Raw genomic sequence first — 21,895 nt, forward strand, 5'->3', positions numbered from 1 at the left:
TTTCAGAATTAGCTGAATTTTTTGAAAACAACAGTTGCATTGTGTCCACCAAATCCAAAAGCATTACTCAAAGCAAATTTGATCTCTTTTTCTTTCGCTTCTCCGAAAACGATATTGATATCCTGAGGAATATTCTCATCAATGCTGTGCAGGTTGATCGTTGGAGGAATAATTCCGTTCTGAATAGCTTTGATTGAAAGAATCGCTTCTACTGCTCCGGCAGCACCCAATAAGTGTCCGGTCATAGACTTCGTTGCACTGATATCAAGGCTTTTACTTCCTTTGAATGCATTATTGATCGCTTTCAATTCAATCAAATCTCCAAGAGGTGTTGATGTAGCATGCGGGTTAATATAATCGATGTCTTCCATATTGGCACCGGCTTCTTTTACGGCTAATTGCATAGCTTTTATAGCTCCTGCTCCTTCCGGGTGAGGTGCTGTCATGTGATAGGCGTCTGCCGTCATGGCTGCTCCTGCTAATTCCGCATAGATTTTCGCTCCTCTGGCTACAGCATGCTCATATTCTTCAAGAACCAAGGCTCCTGCGCCTTCACCCATGACAAATCCATCCCTCTCCGCATCATAAGGGCGGCTGGCAGTTGTGAAATCATCATTTCTTGTAGACATGGCTTTCATAATGGAGAAACCTCCTATGGAAGCCGGTGTGATCGCAGCTTCAGAGCCTCCACTGATAATGACCTTTGCTTTTCCAAGACGGATATAATTAAAGGCATCCATCAATGCTGTATTTCCTGTGGCACAGGCAGAAATCGTTGTATAATTGATTCCCTGAAGTCCATATTTCATGGAAATCATTCCTGAGGCCATATTCGCAATGAACTTGGGCACGAAAAACGGGTTGAAGCGTGGCGTGCCGTCCCCTTGTGCAAAATCCATTACTTCCTTTTCAAAGGTCCACATACCCCCTTGTCCTGTACCCCAGATAACTCCGGTATCAAACGGATCCATTTTCTCCAGCTCCAGCCCGGAATCCTGAATGGCCTCTGAGGAAGCATACATTGCATATTGAGTGAATAGGTCACTTCTTTTAATTTCGTTGTGGGTAAGGTGAATTTTAGGGTCAAAGTTTTTTACCTCACAGGCAAAGTGTACTTTAAATTTTTCAGAATCAAAATGAGTAATTAACCCTGCTCCGCTCACACCTTTAATACTGTTTTGCCAAAAATCTTCAACATTATTTCCCAAAGGCGTCACAGCGCCTAATCCTGTAATGACAACTCTTTTCATATTTTAGTTATTAATTTTAATAGATTGATTTTTATGAGTAAAACCGATTTACCCATACCTGCATAATTTCGGTTGCAATATTATCATTTTTCTTCCGCTATAGACTAATAATTGTCCATATTATTTATTGCATAATAAAAATTACCTTTAGAAAAACAAGTTTGTTACCTTATAATATTACTTTTCCAAAATCATGGTTACTCCCTGTCCACGGGCTGCGCAAATGGAAATAAAGCCCTTTCCGTTCCCTTTTTCGTGAAGAAGTTTTGCCAAAGTAGCGATGATTCTTCCACCTGTTGCCGCAAAAGGATGAGCTGCAGCAAGACTGCCTCCTTTTACATTCAGCTTATTTCTGTCGATCTTTCCAAGCGATTTTTCCAATCCGAATTGCTTAGCGAGGGTATCATCTTCCCAGATTTTTAAGGTTGCTAAAACCTGTGCAGCAAAAGCTTCATGAATCTCATAAAAGTCGAAATCTTCTAAATTCATTTCAGCTTTTTTAAGCATTCTTTCAGCAGCAAAAACAGGTGCTAAAAGCAGGTTTTGTTGGTTTGTAACATATTCTATTCCGGCTAATTCTGAAAAAGTAATATAAGCTAAAACAGGAAGGTTATTGGCTTTTGCCCATTCTTCACTGGTTAATAATACAGCTGAAGCACCATCTGTAAAAGGAGTGGAATTTCCGGCTGTAAGTGTTCCGTTTTGCTTATCAAAAGCCGGTTTTAATTGTGATAGTTTTTCTAAACTTGTATCCCTGCGCAGGTTGTTATCTTTATCCAGGCCAAAAGCCGGTGTAATCATATCATCAAAAAAGCCTTCATCATAAGCTTTTGCCATATTTTGGTGGCTTCTGAGTGCTAATTCATCCTGTTCCTGTCTTGAAATCTGATAATATTTTGCTGTAATTTCAGTATGCTCTCCCATCACCAGCCCGGTTTTAGGCTCCTGCCCTTTATAGGGAATGGGTATCCAGTCTTTTAACCGGGGGCTCAGCAGATGTTTGATCTTTCCGAATGCAGACTTTTCTTTATTGGCTTTTAATAAAGCTTTCCTTACTCTTGATGAAGATTCAAAAGGAATGTTGCTCATGGCTTCTACACCGCATGCGATACCGCTTTCAATCTGGCCCAAAGCAATTTTATTCCCGATATAAATGGCTGCTTCAATACCTGTATCACAAGCCTGTTGAAGATCACAGGCGGGAGTAGCAGGATCAAGCGAAGTATTCATAACAGTTTCCCTGATGAGGTTACTTTCAGAGATATGTTTGATCACTGCGCCACCGGCAACTTCCCCGAGCCGTTTGCCTTTTAAGTGATAACGGTCTATAAGACCATTCAAAGCAACTAATAATAGCTCCTGGTTTCCTTGTTCCGTGTAGGCAGTATTCATTCTGGCAAATGGGATTCTGTTGTATCCTACAATAGCCACTTTTTTTGTTTCCATAAGGGTAAATTTATGATGGAAGGATTGTTAATTCATGGTCAATCATATGGGAAATTTTATCCAAAGCACGATCCAGATAGCTTTGATCTCCCAGCGTTTTCGAAAGCAGTATTCCTCCTTCGATAAGCATAATAAATAGTGAGGCATATTGCTCAGCACTTACTTTTTTACTAATTTCTCCGGTTTTTTGCCCCTGTAATATCACTTCAGATACTTTCGTCATCCATATCGTAAAAGAGTTTTTAACGTGTTTTTTAAGAGCCGGAAAAGAATCATCTGCTTCAGTTGCTGCATTCATCAGAGGACAGCCTCCGTTTGAAAACACAATCGGCCAGTTTTTCCTGTAAAAATCCACAAAAGCCTTAAGTTTCTTTACAGCAGTAGGATATTCATCCCCAAATGAACGGTTGATGGTTTGGCTTAGTAAGCCTGCATTATATTTATAAACTTCAATAGCGACTTCATCTTTATTTTCAAAATTTCCATAAATACTTCCTTTTGTAAGTCCGGTAGCCTGGGTGATATCTGAAAGAGATGTGGCGATGTAGCCTTTTGTATTAAAAAGAGCCGCTGTTTTCTCAATAATGAGTTGTTTTGTTTTCTCTGCTTTAGACATGTAAACAATTAATTCTAATACAAATATACAAAAATATACCAAATGGTATATTTTAATTGAAAATTAAATCTGAGCAGATCTGAACCCAGATTTAATAGAGTAAGTGATTACTGTTCTAAGGTGGCATTCAGTGTAATCTCAAAATTAAAGGCAGCACTTACAGGACATCCTTCTTCTGCAATTTTAGCATATTTTTGAAATTCTTCTTCTGAAATTCCCGGAACCTTAGCCGTTAAAGTCAATTCTGATTTAGTGATTTTTCCGATATTGGGGTCCAGGGTGATGACAGAAGTTGTTTTTAGCTCTTCAGGCTGATAACCTGCCTGTGACAGTTCCGCATCTAATTTCATAGTGAAGCATCCTGCATGGGCAGCCGCTAATAATTCTTCCGGATTTGTTCCCACGCCATCCGCAAAACGGCTGTTAAAAGAATACTGAGTTTGATTTAAAGTGGTGCTTTGGGTAGTTAAATGCCCTTTTCCTTCTTTGATGGTGCCGTTCCAAACGGCTGTTGCGTTACGTCTCATAATATTTTGTGGTTTTAATTTAATAATGATTTTTAAAGATACGAAAAAGTGTGATTGCAAAAGGACTCAATGATTCAGGCTGTACTTTCTTCATCTATTGGAAGTATATGATGAATGAAAAAAAACAAAATATGTTTTTTACATTGATATTATTTTATCAATTTTACAAAGATTTGTACTGCGGTTTATATTATATAATTTTTTCAAAACAGGTGAATGAGTGAATTAGAAAATATTTTGAGGGAAATAACTCCACTTTCTCCGGAAGATAGTTTTCTTGTGTTTGACAGGATCAAGGCGTCGTTTGATTTCCCTTATCATTATCATCCTGAAATTGAAATTAATTTTATATATAAGGGAAAAGGATACCGCAGAATGATAGGTGACCATACAGGTGAGATAGGAAATATTGAACTGGTATTGGTAGGCCCCAATTTGCCGCATTGTTGGGCAAACTACCGGTGTAAAAACAGAAAAACCCACGAGATTACCATACAATTCAATCAGGATTTCTTTCATCAGGCATTAATGGAGAAGAATATCCTGAAACCTATTAATAATCTGATGAAAGATTCCATCAGGGGAATCCTGTTTTCTACTGAGACTGCAGAAAAACTAAAAGACTCGTTTTTGAATCTCTCAAAAATGAATAGTTTTGAATCGTTTATAGAGATTATGAAGATCCTCAACGAATTGGCCGTTGCAGAAGATAAAAAGTTTCTATCATCATATAGTATAGAATTGGAAACTTTTGCCGATAATGATAAAATGAAGATTGTACACGACTTCGTTCATAAAAATTTTGAAAATAAAATAACATTGAGCAAAGTGGCTTCTCTTGTGAATATGAGTAATGTGACGTTCAACAGATTCATTAAAAAAAGGACAGGTAAAACATTTGTGAATTATCTTAATGAGATAAGAATCAGCTATGCAGCCCGTTGGCTGATGGAGAAAAATCTCACTGTTTTTGAAATTGCTTTTGAGGCAGGCTTTAATAATATTGCCAATTTTAATAAAGTTTTTAAATCCATCAAAAAAACGACCCCTTCGGAATTTAAGGAACAGTTTAAAGGTGTTAAAAAAATTGAATAATGCCCATGCTATAAAATTATATACTCTCAAAATCCGGACCTGTGCTCCGGATTTTATTGTTAATAAAAAGTAGAATAAATCCTCTTTTTATGTGGTTTGAGTTTGTTTATAAGTGTCTTGTGGTTAGGGTGTTAGCTAAGATTGTTTGAATTCCCTGAAAAAATAATATCGTTTTATGATAAAATAGTATTATATCGGACTGTCAACAAAATTTAGATTTGCTAATATGAATTAAATCTTAACAAAACTTTAAATTATTTAATGCATAAAGAGCAAATTGTTGCTTAAAAAGAAAAATTTTTTGTATTAAACACTAAGGAATTATTTAAAGCGATGTAATTGATTTTCAACTAACTCTAACTAATCTAAACCTTATGAGAAAAGCAGTTATACCGGTTCTATTAGTTTTTTCCCTTGCAGCCAACGCTCAGGAGAAAAAAACAACCGACACCACTAAGACAACCGATATTCAGGAGGTTGTTGTTACTTCTTTGGGGATTAAAAGGCAAGCCAGATCTTTAACATACTCCAGCCAGCAAATCGGTGGAGATGAGCTGACAGAAGTGAAAACGCCCAATCTTTTAAATTCAATCAACGGGAAAGTTTCCAATGTACAAATTAATAAAACCAATGGTGGTGTAGGAGGGTCTGTAAGGATAGTAATGCGTGGAGATAAGTCTACAAGAAACAGCCAGCCCCTTTTTGTAATAGATGGTATACCAATTATTAATAATACCGGAGGTCCGGATGCGATGGTATTTTCTCAAATGCCGGACACCGGGGATATTTTCAGTATGATTAATCCGGAGGATATCCAAAGTATTAATTTCCTGAAAGGGGCTTCGGCATCAGCATTGTATGGGGCCCAGGGAGGTAATGGTGTAGTATTAATTACGACGAAAAAAGGCTCAAAAGGAAAAAGTAGATTATCTTTTACATCCAGTCTCACTTTTGACAAGGCATATGATTTGCCGAAACTTCAATACAGTTATCTTCAAACTACTCCACATGACCCTGCTACTCGTACTCCTGGTTCTGAAAGCAGCTGGGGAGTAAAAGGAACTTCCAAAGATTATGTAAAAGATTTTCTTAAAACCGGAACTACTTTAACCAATAGTCTTACCTTCAGTGCCGGAAATGAAAAATCACAAAACTTTTTCTCTATAGGTAATACAACCAATGAAGGAATCATCCCAACTTCTAATTTTAAACAATATAATATCAATTTTAAAAATTCAAGTAAATTTTTAGATGATAAGCTTACTTTAGAGGCTAATGTAATGGCTTCTTTACAGGATTCTAAAAACAGGATATCTCCCGGAAGATGGTTTTCTCCACTTACAAGCTTATATTGGTTACCAAGAGGGGTAGATTTTGATTATTATGCAAATAATTATTCATATTTGGACAAATCAAGAAACCTGCCTGCTCAAAACTGGTGGAACATAGATTCTAATGGGGTGTTTTCTACCGAGGACCAAAATCCGATGTGGGTGCTGAATAGAAACCCGGTGACCACAACTAATAAAAATTTTTACGGATCAGCTTCATTAAATTATGCAATTAATAGCTGGTTAAATATTCAGGCCAGAGGAAATTATAGTTATTATTTTTCTGATACAGAAAGGCAAATTTCTGCATATTCTCTTTCTACTGTTTTGCCGGGAACCTATGATGGTAAAAAAAATGGTAGGCTTATTAAAAATACGATTGAACGTACAACAAAATATGGTGATGTAATATTACTTGGATCACCACATATCACAGATGATATAAGTTTTGATTTTACGGTAGGTGCGAGCATTTCAGATTTACGTTCTTTAACTTCTAAAATCGATAACAGTTTATTGAAGGTACCTAATCTGTTTACTGCTAATAATTTATATTGGCCAAAAGAGCGTGATGAAAGTGTAGCTTCATACACGATATATAATGGAAACAGACAAGACCAATCTGTATTTGCCAGTACAACGATTGGTTATAAGAAATTGGTGTATCTCGATTTAACATACAGGAATGACTGGTCATCCACTTTAGCTGATCTGTATGGTAAAACCAATGTTTCTTTTGATTATCAATCTGTGGGCGCTAATGCCATTCTATCGGATATTTTCACTCTTCCTAAACCTATTAGTTTCTGGAAGGTAAGAGCTTCTTATGCTAGGGTAGGTAATGCCCTGGATCCTGTTCTGATCAATCATATCAGTGGTTTTGATGCAGGAACACCTGTAGGCTTCAGTGGTTCACCAATTACAGGGGAAGAATTTAAAGATCTTTGGTTAAAACCTGAACTTAACAAAACTTTTGAAGCCGGAACAGAATTAAGATTTTTAAACAATAGGTTAAGCTTCGATTTTACCTATTACAGATCAAATACGACGAACCAGATGCTGAAAGATGTGAGCGCAGTAGGGTTTGGAGATCCATATAACAATGGAAAGGTAACAATCAACGCAGGAAATATTCAAAATACAGGATTTGAGTCTGCTATTTCTTATGATATTTTTAAAGGTCAGAAATTTGGCTGGACTACTACTTTTAATGCCTCTTCCAATAAAAATAAGATTATAGAATTGCTTCCTGTAAAGTACTTCCAGGATTCTAATATTAGCCTTGAATTAGTAGGAAGTGGTTATAATAGACTTAAAGTAGGAGGATCTTTTGGAGATATTTATGGATTTGCTTTTTTAAGAGATGATCAGGGACGTATTATTGTAGATGAGAACGGGGTTCCTAGAAGAACCACCAATAGAGAATATTTAGGAAATCCAAATCCTAAGTTTATGCTTGGTCTTAATAATACATTCAATATTGGGAATCTTAATGTGAGCTTCCTCATAGATGGTAAGTTCGGGGGTCAGGTCCTGAGCATTACCCAGGCGATGAATGATCAGTTAGGAGTAAGTAAAGCATCTGCAGATGCGCGTGATGCCGGCGGTGTTGTTATAGAAAATGCAGTTAAAGAGGATGGAACGCCATATAACGGAAAAACAGATGCTCAAGCATATTATTCAAGTGTAGGAGGCAGAGATCCGTTAACTGAAGCCTATATGTATAAAGCTACGGCAGTACGATTGAGACAGGCATCTGTATCTTATACCTTTAAACTGAATTCAAAATATCTTACAGACGCTACAGTAAGTTTCATCGGAACAAATCTTTTCTTCTTATATAAGAAAGCTCCTTTTGATCCTGAACAAGTTTCAGGAGTAAACCCGGGAGGCGTTGGAGTAGATATTTTTGGAATTCCAATAACGAGATCATTAGGATTTTCAGTGAAATTAAATTTTTAAATCTGTAGTTATGAAAAAATATTTTAAATATAAAGCGTTTTATTTATTAATGGCTGCAGGCCTGTTTACTGTAAGCTGTACTAGTGAATTTGATAAAATTAATAGTGAATATACTCCTGGTTTGGGTGATGAGCAGCTTAATGCTGATTTTGGTCAACTGGTGGCCTCTATGAAGTTAATGCAAAGAGGTCTAGTCCATTATAATCTTGGCGTTTATCAGTTGCAACAGAATTTGAATGCAGATATGTTTAGTGGATATTTTAGTACTTCTAATCCTTTCAACGGAAATAATTTCAATTCAACTTATTTTATGATGGATAACTGGAATGAAAGGATTATGATTACTCAATTGGAAGATATTCTTAACAAAAAAGATGTTTTTAAGGCTGTTATGGAGAAAACTTATCCTGGGTATAACTTTGATAAATCTTTGGCCATTATGGATATTATCAAAGTCGTTGCCAGTCTCAAAGTTTCCGATGTACATGGTCCGGTAATTTATAGCAGATTTAACAAGCCTAATAGTGATGGGTCTACTGATTTTGATTCTCAGGCAGATGCTTATCATTATTTTATTGCTGATTTAACAAAAGCAATTGCAACGCTTCAAAATACTAGTGTTGCTGTTGAGGATAAGGCTGTAATGAAATCTGCTGATGTATTTTATGGTGGAGACCAGATAAAGTGGGTAAAATTTGCCAATTCTCTTAAGTTAAGAATTGCTATGAGAATGCGATATGCAGCTCCTGCAGATTCCAAAAAGTACGCGGAGGAAGCACTTGCCTCTCCGGCTGGCCTTATTGAAAGTAATATTGACAATGCGTTAATTAATTATGGAACTCCTTCACCTATAGGAGGAGTGATCTACGATTGGGGAGATTGCAGATCGGGGGCTCCGCTTTTAGCATATCTGAATGGATTCAAAGACCCTAGAATCAGTGCCTATGCCTTTAAAGCAACAGATCCTGCAGTAGCAGGACAATATATTGGTATCCGTCAAGGTATTGACCTGAAAGGAGATAAAACTTTTTATGTTAATTATTCTGTTCCATTGGCGGATGCAGCCGGAGGAGCTTATTTCGCCCCGGGAAATCAGAATGGAAAAGGAAAAATATTTACAGCCGCAGAAACCTGGTTTTTAAAGGCCGAGGCCGCTTTGTTTGGGTATGCTGGAGCTGGTGACGCGAAAAGCAACTATGAAACGGGAGTAAGAATATCCATGGAAGAATGGGGGAAAAGTGCCGATTATGGGACATATATTGCGGATGATACTTCCATGGAACAGCCTTATATTGACCCTAAAAATACTGTTAATAATGTTCCGGCAGGAAACCCAATGTTAAGTACAATTACCATAAAATGGAACGAAACGGATAATCCGGAAAGAAAACTTGAAAGGATTATGACTCAGAAATGGTTGGCTCTATACCCCGATGGATCTGAAGCCTGGGCGGAACAAAGAAGAACGGGCTATCCAATATTATTTAAAAATATTTTGAACTCCAGTCAGGGAAGTATTGATACGGATAAAATGATAAGAAGAATACCGATCCCAACAAAATACCGTAACAATAATCCAATCGGGTATCAAAAAGCTGCTGCTACACTTAACGGGCCGGATAATGGAGGAACTAAATTATGGTGGGATAAGAAATAAGAAGCCAAAACATTTTTTAATATATACATAGACATCTCAGGATTCAAATAACTATTTGACTCATTTCGGGAGGAGTATATCTCCAATAAATTTATAGTTTCGTTTTAAACCGGAATAGAGTTTTTGAGATGTCTTGTTTCTTTAGAATCTTATTTTTAATATGGGAAAGAACAACTCCGGAATTCGTCTGATTCATCCTATTCTTTGGATTTCCACATTATACTTTGCAATGGGAGTACCTTTTGTAACAATTAATGCGGTTTCCGGGATTATGTATAAGGATATGGGTATTTCAGATTCTCAGATTACGTTCTGGACGGCCCTTATTATGTTTTCATGGACATTAAAACCACTTTGGAGCCCGTTTCTGGAGATCTGTAAAACAAAAAAGTTCTTTGTTGTTGCGACCCAGTTTGCCATAGGAATTTTGTTTGCCCTGGTGGCATTAAGCCTTCCTTTACCTGGTTTTTTCAAATATAGCATTGCTTTGTTTGCCATTATTGCCTTTTGTGGAGCCACACATGATATTGTGGCGGATGGCACCTATATCAGTTTCCTTACAAATAAAGAACAGGCAAAATACATTGGCTGGCAGGGGGCTTTTTATAACCTGGCGAAAATTATCAGCAGCGGAGCGTTGGTTTATTTTGCAGGGGTATTGGAAAAAACAAAAGGAGTGACGCATGCCTGGATGATCATCATGGGAATTTATGCAGCTGTTTTCTTTGCCCTGGCAATGTATCATTCATGGATCTTGCCCAAAGAAAATAAAGAAGAAAAAAAAGGGAAAACAGCAGGAAATGTTCGTAAGGAATTGTGGGAGGTAATTACCTCCTTCTTTACCAAACCCAAGATTGTATGGTGTGTATTGTTCATTATATTATACCGTTTTGCAGAAGGTTTTGCAATTAAAATAGCACCCTTGTTTTTTAAAGCACCAAGATCTTCAGGAGGATTAGGACTATCTACATCAGATATCGGACTTATTTACGGAACATACGGCTCAGCAGCATTTATTTTAGGATCCGTATTAGCCGGGTATTTTATTTCGGCCCGCGGGCTGAAAAAATCATTGATATGGCTGTGTTGTGCATTCAATATCCCGTTTGTGGTATACGCACTGTTGGCCCATTATCAGCCTGATGATCTTTTACCTGTAGGGATTGCCGTAGTGGTGGAATATTTCGGGTATGGATTCGGTTTTGTAGGATTAATGCTGTATATGATGCAGCAGATTGCTCCGGGGAAACACAAAACCGCCCATTATGCATTTGCTACAGGAATTATGAACCTCGGAGTGATGATTCCGGGGATGTTCAGCGGAATGATCAGTGACTGGGTAGGATATAAACTATTCTTTATCTGGGTGCTGATTGCTACAGTTCCTGCATTCCTTGTAACCTTATTTGTTCCTTTTCCTTATTCAGAAAATAAAGAAGAACATAATTAAACAAACACTAAACCTAACAGGTTTTTAAAACCTGTTAGGTTTAAATAACACATTACTCAAACAATTAAAATAAAAAGTAAAAATACTTTATGACAGCTCAATCAGTAATGATCCCTTGGCAGGATCGCCCGGAAGGTTGCAGTGATATTATGTGGAGGTTTTCCGAAAACCCGATCATTAACAGATATGCGATACCAACGTCCAACAGTATATTCAACAGTGCGGTAATTCCTTTTGAAGATGGATTTGCAGGAGTATTCAGATGTGACAACAAAGCAGTACAGATGAATATTTTTGCTGGTTTCAGTAAAGATGGAATCCATTGGGATATTAATCATGATCCCATTGAAATGAAGGCCGGAAATACCGAAATGATCGAATCTGATTACAAATATGACCCGAGAGTAACATTCATAGAAGACCGTTACTGGATAACATGGTGTAACGGATACAACGGTCCTACGATCGGAATCGGATATACTTTTGATTTTAAAGAATTTTTCCAGTGTGAAAATGCATTTCTTCCATTCAACCGGAACGGAGTTCTTTTCCCGGAAAAAATCAATGGTAAATATGCCATGTTGAGCCGTCCGAGTGATAACGGGCACACGCCTTTCGGGGATATTTATATCAGCTACAGCCCGGATATGAAATATTGGGGAGAACACCGTTGTGTAATGAAAGTTACACCTTTTGAAGACAGTGCATGGCAGTGTACAAAGATTGGTGGAGGGCCGGTTCCTATTAAAACAGAAGAAGGATGGCTGTTGTTTTACCATGGGGTAATCAATACCTGCAGGGGATTCCGTTATTCAATGGGGGCAGCATTGCTGGACCTTGAAGATCCTGCAAAAGTGTTGTACAGGACCAAACCCTATTTACTGGCTCCGGCAGAATTGTATGAGCTGACAGGAGACGTACCAAATGTAGTTTTCCCGTGTGCAGCACTCACAGAAGGGGATAAAGTTACCGTGTATTATGGCGCTGCCGATACGGTAGTAGCGATTGCCTTCGGATATATTTCAGAAATTATTGATTTTATGAAAAAGAATTCAATCTGAAGAATATAAAGTTTTTTAATAGGATGATCAGCTTAATTCCCTTTATTGTTGGGATCTTTGTAATGGTTTTCCTATTTTAGACCCAACTTTTAAATTAAAAAATCCTGATACTTTTATCATGAAAAAAGAATTGCTTATCTGTTTTTTTACCACTCTGGTTTCTGTAGTCAATGCCCAGCAAAATAAGAATGATGTTTTATCCTGGGTAGATCCTTTCATTGGTACAGGAGGACATGGGCATACGTTTCCGGGAGCTACCACTCCTTTTGGAATGATCCAGCTAAGCCCTGATCAGAATACAAAAAGTGGTGACTGGGATTGGTGTTCCGGGTATCATTACAGCAGCAAGACCATTATGGGGTTCAGCCATAATCATCTTAGCGGAACCGGTTGGGCAGATCTCGGAGATATTTTGGTAATGCCAACGGTAGGTCAGGTAAAAATGACTCCGGGAACAGAAGATAACCCTTCATCAGGCTACCGGTCAACATTTAGCCATGAAAAAGAAACCGCATCACCGGGATATTATTCTGTAATGCTGGATAGCTATGGGATTAAAGCAGAACTGACAGCTTCCCCGCGAGTAGGTTTTCATAAATATACATTTCCGAAAAGTGAGGAATCCAATATCATTATTGATCCTACCAATAAGATCTTCGGAAATATTTACCACACCCTGGTAAGTATAGAAGGAAATAACAAAATTAAAGGATATTGCTACAGTAATGGATGGGGAGGAAAAAGGTTTGCCTATTTTGTAATGGAGTTTTCGAAACCGTTTACATCGTATGGCGTTTACTCGGAAGGCAAAATAAAAAATAATGAAAAAATAGCTCTTGCCAAAGATGCCAAAGCTTTTGTAAGATTTGCTACTGAAGATAATGAAAGCATTGAAGTAAAGGTTTCCTTATCTCCGGTAAGTACAGAGAACGCCCAGGAGAATTTTGACACAGAAGCCAAAAATGTCAGCTTTGCCCAGGCCAAAGAGACTGCCCAGAAAACATGGCGAGATCTTATCGGAAGATTCCAGGTAACAGGAGGTACGGATGACCAGAGAAAAATTTTCTATACCGGAGTTTATCATACTTTCATCGCCCCTAATCTTTATATGGATGTTAACGGAGACTATGTCGCTGCCCAGGAAAATATGAATACCAAATGGTTTACCAACTATAGTACTTATTCATATTGGGACGGTTTTAGAGCTACACACCCGTTGCTGACCATTATGGATCAGAAACATACCAAAGAGTTTGCAAACTCCCTGATAAGCCGTTATACAGACCGTAAAGATCATATGCCGATCTGGGAGTTGTGCGGTTATGATAACTTCTGTATGCTGGGGTACCACAGCGTATCGGTTATCTGGGATGCTATTTCTAAAGGAGTACCGGGAATTGATGCCGAAAAAGCTTTTGCAGCCATGAAGGACGCCTCTTTAACCGATAAAATGAGCAGCAGCGATGGAGGTGGAGGCCTTAACGACTATATCAAACTGGGCTATACCCCATCGGAAAACGGAGCATCTGTCTCTGCAACCCTGGAATATGCCTATGATGATTGGTGTATTCAGCAGCTTGCTGAAAAATTAGGAAAAAAGGACGAAGCTGAAGTTTATAAAAAGCGTTCTATGAATTTCCTGAATACATTTAATAAAGAGAACAACCATTTCTGGCCAAGACAAAAAGATGGAAAATTTATCCCCGATTTTGCCTTAAACGATTGGAAAAAATTACAGCCTCACTGGGTTTCCGGAAATATCTGGGCTTATGACTTCTTCGTGCCGCACCAGATTGATGAAATGATGAATCTGTACGGAGGAAAAAAAGGCTTTGAAGAAAAGCTGGATAAAACTTTTACAGAAGTCCTGAATATGCAGGGAGAACAGCATGTCGACATTTCAGGATTTATCGGTTCACTGGGATTTGGGGATGAGCCCGGGCATCATGTACCTTATTTGTACAACTATGCAGGAAGTCCTTATAAAACCCAGAAAATGGTAAAATACATCCGTGACAATATGTATGCGGCGAAGCCGGACGGAATCGTCAACAATGAAGACTGCGGGCAAATGTCTGCCTGGTATATTTTCTCCTCATTAGGCTTTTATCCTGTAACACCAGGGAAGCCTGTCTACGCCATCGGAGCTCCTCAGTTTCCGAAGGCATCACTCAAACTTGAAAACGGAAAAACATTTACGGTCATTGCCGATAAAATTTCCGATAAAAATATCTATGTGCAGAAAATGTATCTGAACGGAAAAGAATTCAAAAGCTGGGAGATTAATCATAGTGATATTATGAACGGCGGGGAACTGAGATTTGTAATGGGTAGTAAACCTGTAAAATAACGAATAAAATAAAGAAATAAACGAAAGTATCAATGGAAAGGAGAAATTTTATTAAAACAAGTGCACTGGCAGGAGCCGGATTGCTGTTTACTCAAAATGTCTTTGCAAAGACACTGGACCTGGGAGATTTTCCTGTAGTACGGGTCCCTAAAGATAAGAGACATTTTACCAGTGAATCGGTAGAAAGTGCGATAACGGCTTTTAAGAAAAAAGTTAAAAATAAAGAACTGTCATGGCTGTTTGAAAACTGCTTTCCCAATACTTTAGATACTACTGTTTTCTATAGTGAAAATAACGGACAACCGGATACATATGTAATTACAGGAGATATTGATGCGATGTGGCTTCGTGACAGTTCCGCCCAGGTTTTTCCCTATCTGCAGTTTTCAAAGAAAGATGAAAAACTTCATAAGCTGATTTCAGGAGTGATTCATAAACAGACCACGTTTATTCTGAAAGATCCATACGCAAATGCTTTCTATAATGATGATCAAAAAATAAGCAAGTGGAAAGAATATGACCACACAGACATGAAACCGGGAACCCACGAAAGAAAATGGGAAATAGACTCCCTGTGTTACCCTATTCGTCTGGCTTACCATTTCTGGAAAGCAACAGGAGATACGAAACCTTTTGATAATAACTGGCTGCAGGGGATCAGGCTTACTTTACAGACATTTACAGAGCAGCAAAGGAAAAAAGATCTTGGACCTTACAAGTTTGAACGTACCACAGCGTGGGCTACAGACGGAGTGCCGATGGGAGGCTACGGTTATCCTACGAAGCCGGTTGGGCTGATCAGCTCAATGTTCCGTCCGAGTGATGATGCTACGATTTACGGATTTTTGATCCCTTCCAACTTATTTGCGGTAGTAAGTCTTCGCCAGGCAGCGGAAATGGTTTCGCAAATCAAAAATGAAAAAACATTGGCTCAGCAATTAACCAGTCTTGCCGATGAGGTGGATGCAGCCATTAAAAAATATGGAATTTACAACCATCCTGAATATGGGAAAATATACGCTTTTGAAGTCAATGGTTTTGGAAGTTATAACCTGATGGATGATGCCAACTGCCCTAGTTTACTGGGATTACCATATTTAGGAGCCGTAAAGGAAGACGATCCTGTCTACCTGAATACAAGAAAATATGTATGGTCACAAGATAATCCATTCTTTTTCAAAGGTAAACTGGCGGAAGGAATCGGAGGGCCACATATTGGTCTCGATATGATCTGGCCGATGAGTATCATTATGAAAGCCCTTACCACAAAGGATAAAGGTGAGATTAAATGGTGTATTGATACGTTGCAGAAAACCCATGGCGGGACAGGATTTATGCATGAATCATTCCATAAAGATGATGATAAAAAGTTTACCAGGGAATGGTTTGCATGGTCCAATACATTGTTTGGAGAATTACTATGGAAAACATTTAATGAAAATCCGGAGCTACTGACATAGTCCACCCTTTTATATTGCCCTTTTGTATAAGGTGTCTTTCTTGAAAAAGAAGGATGCCGGGGGAGTGCTGTATAAAATTGAAAACACCAAACCTTAAAATAAATATACAATGAAAAAAAAATCAATTTTTATTACACTGATGGCGCTGATCCTCCAGGCCGGCTCTCTACTGAATGCACAACAGCTTAATCCCGCAGGAATATGCTATGTAGAAGTAAATAACAATAACATCCTTAACGCAGGGGCGTACAAACTGCAGACATCAAATAGCTATTTATTTAATGTTGTAAATATTTTTGCGGCTAATATTAATTATGATGCAAACCGTGGAAGGGCTTATTTGTATAGCAATAACAATGTGACCAAAGTATTGACCAATGCGGATACATACATCAAACCCCTTCAGCAAAAAGGAATGAAAGTAGTACTGACTATTCTGGGAAATCACCAGGGAGCCGGTATCTGCAATTTTCCTACCCGCGAGGCTGCCAGAGATTTTGCATTACAACTGGCCAACACTGTCAATACATACGGATTGGACGGGATCGATTTCGATGATGAATATTCGGAATATGGTAATAACGGAACCGGACAGCCTAATGACAGTTCTTTTGTAATGCTCGTCCAGGAGCTGAGAGCCCTTTTACCGGACAAGCTTATCTCATTTTATTACTATGGCCCCGCAGCTTCAAGACTATCCTGGAACGGAAGCAGAGTGGGAGACTATGTCAACTACAGCTGGAATGCCAACTATGGAACATTTTCCGCACCCAACGTTCCCCCTCTTACGAAAGCCCAGATTTCCCCAGCTGCGGTTTGGTTAGGAAACACTTCTAACTCAACGACAACCAGCCTTGCCAGTCAAACCAAAACCGGAGGATACGGATTATATCTTTGGTATGATTTAAAAGGAACCAATCAGGCATCGCAGCTTTCTGCAGGTACCCAGACACTGTACGGAGAACAAACCGTTTTAAGTGGTTCTTTACAATCATGGACACAGGGAACAAATTGCGATGCCCCTATCGGATTATATACAAGCAATCTTACAGGGACAAGTGCAAAACTGAACTGGACTGCCGTAGGAACCAGTACTTATGATATAGACTATAAGCCCGCTTCATCTGCTACCTGGACCAGCGTTGCTACTGCCGTAAGCGGAACCTCTGTAACGGTATCAGGATTAACGGTAAATACAGAATACGATTGGAGAATAAGAACCAATTGTAGTGTGAAAAGCACTTATATGTTTGCGCCAAGATTTAACAGCGGAAGCGGAACAACAATACCTACAGGTTCCTACGCCCTTTCTTTAGACGGAAGTACAACATCAGGAGCTGCCGGAAATATCAATTTAAGCGGTTCTGCATTATCTTTTGAAGGCTGGATAAAACCATCATCTTTCAAATCAGCATTCCCCTACATCTCTTCCATTATGGGTACAGAAGTAGGTGATAACAATTCCGCATTTTTACGATTAGGAGACGGGAACCTTGCCAACAATAAGCTTCAGTTTGTGGTAAGCATCAATAATGTACAGCAAAAACTGGCTTCCACTACAGCCTTGAGCGCCAATACATGGTACCACGTTGCAGCAACATACGATGGGGCTACCATGAAATTGTATATCAATGGAGTTTTGGATGCAAGCAAAGCCCAAGCAGGAAACGTTAATTCAAACGGAGCTTTCAATGTAGGATATTTATATAATGTTTCCCGGAACTTCAATGGTAAAATAGATGAGGTCCGGGTTTGGAAGCGGGCATTGAGCCAGACGGAAATCAGCCAGAATATGTGTGGAGTATCAGTTCCGGCGTCTACTCTTGCAGCCTACTGGAAATTTAATGAAGGAACAGGCTCATCAGTACAGGATACCTCAGGAAATGGAATGTCATTAACTTTAACAGGCACTAATGCTTCAAGCTGGGTAACAGATGTACCGTGTCCGGCCGGCACCCAGAAATCAGCCGGAATGGTTGAAAGCCAAAAAATATCAGGACAAATAACCGCTAAGGAGCAAATAAAACTCTATCCGAACCCGGTAAATACCTCTTCAGCACTTGGTATTTCTGTTCCTGAAGAATATAGTAAAGGAAAACTAACGGTTTATAATTTTAAGGGTGATGTTGTGGTAACAAAAACATTAACAGCAGGAAATAATCAGTATGATATATCCGGCCTTTCAGCAGGAAATTATATTGTCCGCTTTGAATCTCAGGATGGAAGCCTGAAGCAAAGTGAAAAATTAATAATAAAATAATTAATCAATCATCGGGTTTAGGCCCGGTGATTTTTCGGTTACTTCGGCTCCCCGGCTTCTCCGGAAATTTATTTAAAACGAATATTAATTAAAATAATAATATAGGTAATACACAGGATTTAGTCGATGGTACTTATCTTTACAAAATTTCCTGACTGAAAAATTGTAAAGTCTGGGATTTAGAAAACAGACAGGTTAACTATTCTTGTTTGCCTGTTTTCAGTCACAGATATATTTGGAAAGTAAAATAAAGCGAAAAATAATGCAAAATATACTAGGAATAGATATTGGAGGATCTCATATTACGCTGGCTCAGGTGAGCGCGGAAAAGCGTGAAATTATTTCTTCAACATATGTAAGAGAGCATGTCAATTCTTTTGACGATAGGGAAACTATCTTTTCAGCATGGGTTTCTGCCATTAAAAAAGCAGCCCATGATTTGAATAAAGATGATCTTTTAATAGGAATTGCAATGCCCGGACCTTTCGATTATGAAAATGGAATATCCCTGATGCAGCAAGGAAAATTTATCGATATCTACCAGATCAATATCAAAAACGAACTGGCCGGAAGATTGGCTATTTCTAAAGATCAGATTCATTTTGTAAATGATGCGGCAGCTTTTATGGAAGGCGAAGTTTTCGGAGGCTGTGTGCAAGGATTCCAAAAAGTTTTTGGAGTGACTCTTGGGACAGGACTGGGAACTACTTTTTATAATGGTGAACTGGCAACAGATGAAGATTTATGGGATTCACCTTTCAAAAAATCTATTTGTGAAGATTATCTGGCAACACGCTGGTTTGTTAATTACTACGCAGAATTAACGGGTGAACAAATTTCCGGAACCAAAGATCTGTTGGATAAACCTGTAGAAATACAAACCAGAATATTTGATGAATATGCAGACTCCTTCTCTGAGTTTATCGTGAAATACGTGGATCATTATAAGCCGGAAGTTTTAGTTATAGGAGGCAATATTGCAAAGGCTTATCCTTATTTTGAAAAAAGATTTACTGAAAATTTAGCAAAGAATAACATCAGTTTGCCAGTCAGGATTTCTGCTATTTTTGAAGATGCTGCCATTTTGGGCGCTGCCAGCTATGCATTAAAAAAAGTGTCAACAAACTAAACGAAACGATACAATGAAGTCTCTATTTTCTACCTTTTTTCTCTTATTACAAGCCTGGGCTTTTGCACAAACCGGGTCTCCCGTAGATTATGTGAACCCATTAATGGGAACCCAGTCTAAACCTTCTTTATCCAACGGAAATACCTATCCGGCGGTAGGCCTTCCTTGGGGAATGAATATCTGGACCCCGCAAACGGGCAAAATGGGCGATGGATGGGCCTATACTTATGATGCTGATAAAATAAAAGGTTTTAAACAGACCCATCAGCCCTCTCCCTGGATGAATGATTATGGAGCATTTACTCTGATGCCGGGTGTAGGTAAATTAAAATTTAAAGAAGACGAAAGAGCGAGTTGGTTCAGCCATAAAGCTGAGGTTTCAACTCCCTATTTCTATAGTGTTTATCTGGCGGATATTAATGTGACCACAGAGTTTACTCCTACAGAAAGAGCCGCTTTTTTCAAATTTGATTTCCCAAAAACCGATAGCGCTTATGTGGTAATTGATGCATTGAATAAAGGCTCTTATATTAAAATTCTTCCTAAAGAAAGAAAAATACTGGGATATACAACCAGGTATTCAACGGGGAAATATGAAAATTTTAAAAACTATTTCATCATTCAGTTTGACAAACACTTTGATGTGACGACAGGCTGGAAAGATGATAAATTCGTAAACAATCAGTTGGAAATTACCAGTGATCATGCAGGCGCAGTGGTTGGGTTTAAATTAAAAAATAAAGAAGCAGTCTATGCAAAAGTAGCTTCTTCATTCATTAGTTTTGAACAGGCTGAGCTGAATCTCAACAGGGAAATCGGGAACAGAAATTTTGAACAGGTAAAAACCGATGCTAAAAATATCTGGAATAAAACATTAGGTAAAATAGAAGTAAAAGGAGGAACAGATCAGCAAATGAGAACCTTCTATTCTTCTTTGTACAGAACCCTGTTTTTTCCACAAAAGCTATATGAAATTGATGCCCGGAATACAATAAAACACTGGAGTCCTTATAACGGTAAAATTGTTGATGGAAGAATGTTTGCCGGAACAGGCTTCTGGGATACTTTCCGTGCATTGTACCCATTCCTGAACCTGGTATATCCAGGCATTAATGTGGAAATGCAGGAAGGTTTGGCGAATGCCTACAAAGAAGGAGGTTTCTTACCGGAATGGAGCAGCCCGGGATATTCTGATATAATGATCGGAAATAATTCTGCTTCCGTGGTAGCGGATGCCTATCTGAAAGGACTTCGCGGTTATGATATAGAAACCCTTTGGCAGGCGGTAAAACACGGAGCCGATAACGAGGGACCTATAGAAGCTGTAGGCCGTGCAGGAGTAGGGTATTACAATACACTGGGGTATGTTCCATATGATGTGAAAATCAACGAGAATGCAGCCAGAACACTGGAATATGCATACGATGATTTTGCGATTTACCAGCTTGGAAAGGCATTAGGAAAACCTGCTTCAGAAATTGATATTTACAAAAAAAGAGCATACAATTATAAAAATCTGTTTGATAAAGAAACCGGTTTAATGCGTGGGAAAAATAAAGACGGCAGTTTCCAGAAGCCTTTTAATCCTTTCAAATGGGGAGATGCCTTTACCGAAGGAAACAGCTGGCATTACACCTGGTCAGTTTTCCAGGATATTGAAGGTCTGGCCACATTAATGGGTGGGAAAAAGAAGTTTGAAGCCAAACTGGATGAAGTTTTCTCATTACCGCCGGTTTTTGACGACAGCTACTATGGAAGCGTAATCCATGAAATCCGTGAAATGCAGATCATGAATATGGGGCAGTACGCCCATGGAAACCAGCCGATACAGCATATGATTTACCTGTATAATTATGCAGGAGCTCCCTATAAAACACAATATTGGGTGAGGCAGGTAATGGATAAATTATACATGGCAACACCGGATGGATATTGCGGGGATGAAGATAACGGGCAAACCTCTGCTTGGTACATTTTCTCTGCTTTAGGATTTTATCCTGTAACCCCAGCCACTGATCAGTATGTGTTAGGAGCACCATTATTTAAAGAAGCCACTATTCACCTTGAGAATGGCAAGAAAATTGAGATAAATGCACCGGAAAATAACTCCGGAAACCTGTATGTAAAATCATTGAACGTCAACCAGCAACCTTATTCCAGAAACTGGCTCAGCCATAAAGAATTAATGAAAGGGGCTGTCCTTGATTTTAAAATGGATAATAAGCCCAATAAAGAAAGAGGTTCGCAGGAAAAAGATTTTCCTTATTCAATGTCAAAAGAAGAAACAAACAAATAATAATT

14 protein-coding genes are annotated in these 21,895 nt (G+C 38.6%); 10 read left to right on the forward strand and 4 right to left on the reverse strand.

Translation table 11 applies throughout. From position 1 onward, the window contains the following. Nucleotides 1–8: 8 nt before the first annotated feature. The 4 genes from fabF to OK18_RS08975 all read right to left on the reverse strand — a co-directional run bounded on the left by fabF (nt 9) and on the right by OK18_RS08975 (nt 3,839). Nucleotides 9–1,250, reverse strand: coding sequence for a beta-ketoacyl-ACP synthase II (gene fabF, locus OK18_RS08960; protein ID WP_050021595.1), 1,242 nt, complete (start codon nt 1,248–1,250; stop codon nt 9–11). Between the two features lie 177 nt (nt 1,251–1,427). After that, on the reverse strand, nt 1,428–2,696 hold the full coding sequence (locus OK18_RS08965; protein WP_053327785.1) for an acetyl-CoA C-acetyltransferase: 1,269 nt from the start codon (nt 2,694–2,696) through the stop codon (nt 1,428–1,430). 10 nt (nt 2,697–2,706) lie between these two features. Further along, nucleotides 2,707–3,312: a TetR/AcrR family transcriptional regulator gene (locus tag OK18_RS08970; RefSeq protein ID WP_053327786.1), complete on the reverse strand. Its 606-nt coding sequence runs from the start codon at nt 3,310–3,312 to the stop codon at nt 2,707–2,709. A 107-nt stretch (nt 3,313–3,419) separates the two neighbouring features. Next, complete coding sequence (locus OK18_RS08975) at nt 3,420–3,839, reverse strand: OsmC family protein (RefSeq protein ID WP_053327787.1); 420 nt, start codon at nt 3,837–3,839, stop codon at nt 3,420–3,422. A 216-nt stretch (nt 3,840–4,055) separates the two neighbouring features. On the opposite strand from OK18_RS08975, the gene OK18_RS08980 reads away from it, so the two are divergent. From OK18_RS08980 to OK18_RS09025, 10 genes are all read left to right on the forward strand, one after another. Then, complete coding sequence (locus OK18_RS08980) at nt 4,056–4,934, forward strand: AraC family transcriptional regulator (protein ID WP_053327788.1); 879 nt, start codon at nt 4,056–4,058, stop codon at nt 4,932–4,934. Nucleotides 4,935–5,308: 374 nt separating this feature from the next. Then, nucleotides 5,309–8,227: a SusC/RagA family TonB-linked outer membrane protein gene (locus OK18_RS08985; RefSeq protein WP_156173251.1), complete on the forward strand. Its 2,919-nt coding sequence runs from the start codon at nt 5,309–5,311 to the stop codon at nt 8,225–8,227. Between the two features lie 10 nt (nt 8,228–8,237). Continuing rightward, entirely contained in the window at nt 8,238–9,884 is a 1,647-nt protein-coding gene (locus OK18_RS08990; protein ID WP_053327789.1) for a SusD/RagB family nutrient-binding outer membrane lipoprotein, read from the forward strand. Nucleotides 9,885–10,044: 160 nt separating this feature from the next. Continuing rightward, complete coding sequence (locus tag OK18_RS08995; protein ID WP_053327790.1) at nt 10,045–11,334, forward strand: MFS transporter; 1,290 nt, start codon at nt 10,045–10,047, stop codon at nt 11,332–11,334. An 89-nt stretch (nt 11,335–11,423) separates the two neighbouring features. Further along, the gene (locus OK18_RS09000) at nt 11,424–12,395 is read left to right on the forward strand and encodes a glycoside hydrolase family 130 protein (protein ID WP_050021598.1); all 972 of its coding nucleotides are present in this window, start codon (nt 11,424–11,426) and stop codon (nt 12,393–12,395) included. 118 nt (nt 12,396–12,513) lie between these two features. Then, on the forward strand, nt 12,514–14,745 hold the full coding sequence (locus OK18_RS09005) for a GH92 family glycosyl hydrolase (protein WP_167336358.1): 2,232 nt from the start codon (nt 12,514–12,516) through the stop codon (nt 14,743–14,745). Between the two features lie 32 nt (nt 14,746–14,777). After that, nucleotides 14,778–16,205 carry a glycoside hydrolase family 125 protein gene (locus OK18_RS09010; RefSeq protein WP_053327792.1) on the forward strand — a complete coding sequence of 476 codons (1,428 nt, stop codon included), beginning with the start codon at nt 14,778–14,780 and terminating at the stop codon, nt 16,203–16,205. Nucleotides 16,206–16,314: 109 nt separating this feature from the next. Next, a complete protein-coding gene (locus OK18_RS20890) occupies nt 16,315–18,465 on the forward strand; it encodes an endo-beta-N-acetylglucosaminidase H (protein ID WP_082129169.1) in 2,151 nt (716 codons plus the stop codon). A gap of 262 nt (nt 18,466–18,727) precedes the next feature. Further along, nucleotides 18,728–19,594 carry an ROK family protein gene (locus OK18_RS09020; RefSeq protein ID WP_053327793.1) on the forward strand — a complete coding sequence of 289 codons (867 nt, stop codon included), beginning with the start codon at nt 18,728–18,730 and terminating at the stop codon, nt 19,592–19,594. Between the two features lie 13 nt (nt 19,595–19,607). Beyond that, on the forward strand, nt 19,608–21,890 hold the full coding sequence (locus OK18_RS09025) for a GH92 family glycosyl hydrolase (protein WP_053327794.1): 2,283 nt from the start codon (nt 19,608–19,610) through the stop codon (nt 21,888–21,890). Nucleotides 21,891–21,895: the final 5 nt, after the last annotated feature.

Origin of the sequence: Chryseobacterium gallinarum (assembly GCF_001021975.1) — a bacterium.
GTDB classification, from domain to species: domain Bacteria; phylum Bacteroidota; class Bacteroidia; order Flavobacteriales; family Weeksellaceae; genus Chryseobacterium; species Chryseobacterium gallinarum.

Coding starts and splice junctions, on each gene's coding strand:
- fabF (WP_050021595.1), bottom strand. CDS start 1,250: ATGAAAAGAGTTGTCATTACAGGATTAGGCGCTGTGACGCCTTTGGGA.
- OK18_RS08965 (WP_053327785.1), bottom strand. CDS start 2,696: ATGGAAACAAAAAAAGTGGCTATTGTAGGATACAACAGAATCCCATTT.
- OK18_RS08970 (WP_053327786.1), bottom strand. CDS start 3,312: ATGTCTAAAGCAGAGAAAACAAAACAACTCATTATTGAGAAAACAGCG.
- OK18_RS08975 (WP_053327787.1), bottom strand. CDS start 3,839: ATGAGACGTAACGCAACAGCCGTTTGGAACGGCACCATCAAAGAAGGA.
- OK18_RS08980 (WP_053327788.1), top strand. CDS start 4,056: ATGAGTGAATTAGAAAATATTTTGAGGGAAATAACTCCACTTTCTCCG.
- OK18_RS08985 (WP_156173251.1), top strand. CDS start 5,309: ATGAGAAAAGCAGTTATACCGGTTCTATTAGTTTTTTCCCTTGCAGCC.
- OK18_RS08990 (WP_053327789.1), top strand. CDS start 8,238: ATGAAAAAATATTTTAAATATAAAGCGTTTTATTTATTAATGGCTGCA.
- OK18_RS08995 (WP_053327790.1), top strand. CDS start 10,045: ATGGGAAAGAACAACTCCGGAATTCGTCTGATTCATCCTATTCTTTGG.
- OK18_RS09000 (WP_050021598.1), top strand. CDS start 11,424: ATGACAGCTCAATCAGTAATGATCCCTTGGCAGGATCGCCCGGAAGGT.
- OK18_RS09005 (WP_167336358.1), top strand. CDS start 12,514: ATGAAAAAAGAATTGCTTATCTGTTTTTTTACCACTCTGGTTTCTGTA.
- OK18_RS09010 (WP_053327792.1), top strand. CDS start 14,778: ATGGAAAGGAGAAATTTTATTAAAACAAGTGCACTGGCAGGAGCCGGA.
- OK18_RS20890 (WP_082129169.1), top strand. CDS start 16,315: ATGAAAAAAAAATCAATTTTTATTACACTGATGGCGCTGATCCTCCAG.
- OK18_RS09020 (WP_053327793.1), top strand. CDS start 18,728: ATGCAAAATATACTAGGAATAGATATTGGAGGATCTCATATTACGCTG.
- OK18_RS09025 (WP_053327794.1), top strand. CDS start 19,608: ATGAAGTCTCTATTTTCTACCTTTTTTCTCTTATTACAAGCCTGGGCT.